The organism is Ramlibacter sp., assembly GCF_035706265.1.
In the GTDB taxonomy this organism is placed as follows: Bacteria; Pseudomonadota; Gammaproteobacteria; order Burkholderiales; family Burkholderiaceae_C; genus Ramlibacter.
The window spans coordinates 1-3,149 of record NZ_DASSVG010000012.1 but is presented as its reverse complement, the minus strand read 5'-3'; the positions used below and the strand labels follow the sequence as shown (position 1 = coordinate 3,149).

The 3,149-nt window shown below is 69.4% G+C and carries 3 protein-coding genes and 1 pseudogene; 2 read left to right on the top strand and 2 right to left on the bottom strand.

Annotated features, from left to right (window positions below):
- A pseudogene (locus VFM98_RS00535) lies at nt 1-284 on the top strand (hypothetical protein); the annotation flags it as partial.
- Nucleotides 285-364: 80 nt separating this feature from the next.
- Here VFM98_RS00535 and VFM98_RS00530 read toward each other — a convergent pair.
- A complete protein-coding gene (locus VFM98_RS00530) occupies nt 365-1,138 on the bottom strand; it encodes a pseudouridine synthase (RefSeq protein ID WP_325107932.1) in 774 nt (257 codons plus the stop codon).
- Nucleotides 1,139-1,172: 34 nt separating this feature from the next.
- Entirely contained in the window at nt 1,173-1,964 is a 792-nt protein-coding gene (locus VFM98_RS00525; protein WP_325107933.1) for a Crp/Fnr family transcriptional regulator, read from the bottom strand.
- 331 nt (nt 1,965-2,295) lie between these two features.
- On the opposite strand from VFM98_RS00525, the gene VFM98_RS00520 reads away from it, so the two are divergent.
- A partial coding sequence (locus VFM98_RS00520; RefSeq protein WP_325107931.1) for an AMP-binding protein occupies nt 2,296-3,149 on the top strand: 854 nt, incomplete at its 3' end.

Below are 3,149 nucleotides of genomic sequence, written 5' to 3'. Positions count from 1 at the left end.
GCAGCGAGGCGGCCCCGCGCCACGGCGCGGGCACCGTGTCGCGCGCCGTGGCCCAGCGCATCGCGGCGCTCGCGCCGCAGGATCCCCAGCGGGCGCGCAAGGCGGTGCGCATCTATCTGGAGGCGGAGCTGGCGCGCGAGTTCGGGGCGAAGCTGCTGAACGACCCGCAATTTCCCGCCTTGGTCGATGCGGTGCAGGAGCGGATGGAGGGCGATGCCGAAATGGCCCGCGCTGTCGAGGCGCTGGCCAGGCTGCTGCTTGCGGGGCAGGTCAAGGCAGCTTGAACGAACCGCGCTTGCTGGGCTTCGCGCGCTTCGCGGCTCAGCACCATTAGCCTGCGTGAAGCCCTGCGTAACCCTTTCGCTCAAAACCGCTCGTTCGGCCCCAGGTAGCGCCACTGCCCGAGCGGCAGGTGTCCCAGCGTCACCCGCCCGATGCGCACCCGCTTGAGGCCCACCACCCGCAGGCCCACGGCCTCGCACATGCGCCGGATCTGCCGCTTCTTGCCCTCGTTGAGCACGAAGCGCAGTTGCTCCGGGTTCTGCCAGTCCACCCGCGCGGGCTTGAGCGGCTGGCCGTCCAGGCTCAGGCCGTGCCGCAGCCGCGCCAGCTGCGCCGCCGGGAAGGCCGCCTGCACGTTCTCGGCCACCGCGCCGAAGGCCACCCGCACCAGGTACTCCTTCTCGATGGTGGAGTCCTCCGCGATCAGCTGGCGCGCCACGCGGCCGTCCTGCGTCAGCACCAGCAGGCCGGTGGAATCGATGTCGAGCCGCCCCGCCGGCACCAGGCTTTGCAGCTGGGAGGGCGCGAAGCGCCGCGGCGACAGGTCGCCCTTCCAGCGCGTGCGCGGCTGCACCAGCACCTTGGCCGGCTCGTAGCCCTCCTCGGCCTGCCCGCTCACGTAGCCCACCGGCTTGTGCAGCAGGATGGTCACCTGTTCGCGCTGCTGGCCCCGCGCCTTCGGGTCCACGTCGATGCGGGCGTCGGGCGCGACCTGCAGGCCCATGGTGGCGACCTGCCCGTTCACCCTGACCCAGCCGCGCGCGATCCACTCGTCGGCCTCGCGGCGCGAGCACAGGCCGAGGTCGGCCATGCGTTTGTTGAGGCGGGTGGTGGGGGATGGCAGGCCGGCGTTCATGGGTGACGCCGATTGTGCACACCCCCGGCGGCCCTCATGCGGGCGGCTGCGACTCCGTCGTGGGCTGCGGCGCTTCCTCGGGCGGCTTGTGCGCCTCCGCCACGGGCTTGAGCCGGGGCGCCGGCATGGCGGTGCGCAGGGCCTGCAGGTCCAGCACGCGCAGGCCGCCGTATTCGACCTGGATGATTCCCTGCTCCTGCAGGGCCGCGAGGGCCTCGTTCACGCGCTGGCGCGACAGGCCCACCAGGTAGGCGAGCTCCTGCTGCGTGATGCGCAGCACCTCGCCCACGCCCGGGAACAGCGTGGCGTTGAACAGCGCGGCGAGGCTGCGGGCCACCCGCAGGTCCGGGTTGCTCATGCGGTCGATCTCGCGCGCCGCGATGAACTGGCCCAGCCGCTCGTTGAACTGGTTCATCACGAAGCGGTTGAAGCCGATGGAGTGATCGAGCAGCCAGTGGAAGGTGTCGGCCGGCAGGCCGGCGACCACGCTCTTGCGCAGCGCCTGCACGTTGTAGCGGTAGCTTTCGCGCTTGAGGACCGTGCCTTCGCCGAACCAGCCGCCCGGCGGCAGGCCGGTGAAGGTGATGCTCTGGCCCTGCTCGTTGTCGTTGCTCATCTTGAGCAGGCCTTCGATCACGCCGAACCAGTAGGTCACGGGCCGGCCCACCCGGCACACGTAATCCCCGGGCAGCGCATCGCCCACCTTGATTTGCGGCAGCGCGCGTTCGCGTTCGGCGGGCAGCAGCACCGGCAGCCACGGAATGCTCGCGAGTTCCGCCGGCGTGGGATCGCGCCTTCGCTGATGCAGTGTGAGTTCGGCGGGCATCATGGCTTCAGCTTTCAACTACGTCGCAGGGGTCATGCCATTTGTATCAGCAGCAGTTTGCGGGAACCTGTTGCAGATCAAGATGCCCACCGCCTCCCGTTTTCATGGCGCCCTGCCGCGGCCTTGTCGTGCCATCCGCAACACTCCGCGGCAGATGTGCACAGCCTGGGCATTGCACCAGCCCGCGAGCCCCGGCACTTGACCTGCCTCAAACGCAGCCCGGCTTAGGGGTAGCTCCTCCTAGGACATTCCCTAGGAACGTCGTCGCAAAGACAGATCGACGTCAAAGGGATCCCTACATTGCCGCTCTACTGATGCGGGAAGGACAGGCATGGAGACAACTTTCCCCCGGCTGCTGCTGAAGCACGCAGCCGAGCGGCCAACGGCCGCGGCGATGCGCGAAAAGGAATACGGCATCTGGCAATCGCTCACCTGGGCCGGGCTCGCCGGCATGGTGGAGCGGCTGGCCTGCGGGTTGCACCGCGCCGGGCTGCGGCGTGGCGAGCACTTCGTGGTGATCGGGGCCAACCGGCCGCGGCTCTACGCCACGATGCTGGCCGGGCAGGCGCTGGGCGCCATCCCGGTGCCGCTGTACCAGGACGCGGTGGCGGAGGAGTGCGTGTTCCCCATCACGAACGCGGAAATCCGCTTCGCGCTGGGGGAGGACCAGGAGCAGGTCGACAAGCTGCTCGAGATCCGCCCGCGCTGCCCGCAGCTGGCCACGATCTACTACGACGATCCGCGCGGGCTGCGCAACTACAGCGAGCCCGGGCTGCTGGCGCTGGACACGCTGCTGGCCGAGGCGCCCGATGCAGCCCTGTTCCGCGCCGAGGTGGAGAAGGGCCAGCCGGACGACGTGGCTGCCATGTTCTTCACCTCCGGCACCACGGGCCAGCCCAAGGGCGTGGTGCACACGCACCGCACGCTGCTCGATCGCGCCAAGGCCGGACAGGAGTTCGACCAGCTCACCGAGCGCGAGGAAGTGCTGGCCTACATGCCGCCGGCCTGGATCGGCCAGAACATCTTCAGCTACGCACAGTGGCTCGCCTGCGGCTACGTGGTGAACTGCCCCGAGTCGGGCAGCACGGTGATGATCGACCTCAAGGAGATCGGGCCGACCTACTACTTCGCGCCCCCGCGGATCTTCGAAGCGCTGCTCACCAGCGTGATGATCCGCATGGAGGA

Coding starts and splice junctions, on each gene's coding strand:
- VFM98_RS00530 (WP_325107932.1), bottom strand. CDS start 1,138: ATGAACGCCGGCCTGCCATCCCCCACCACCCGCCTCAACAAACGCATG.
- VFM98_RS00525 (WP_325107933.1), bottom strand. CDS start 1,964: ATGCCCGCCGAACTCACACTGCATCAGCGAAGGCGCGATCCCACGCCG.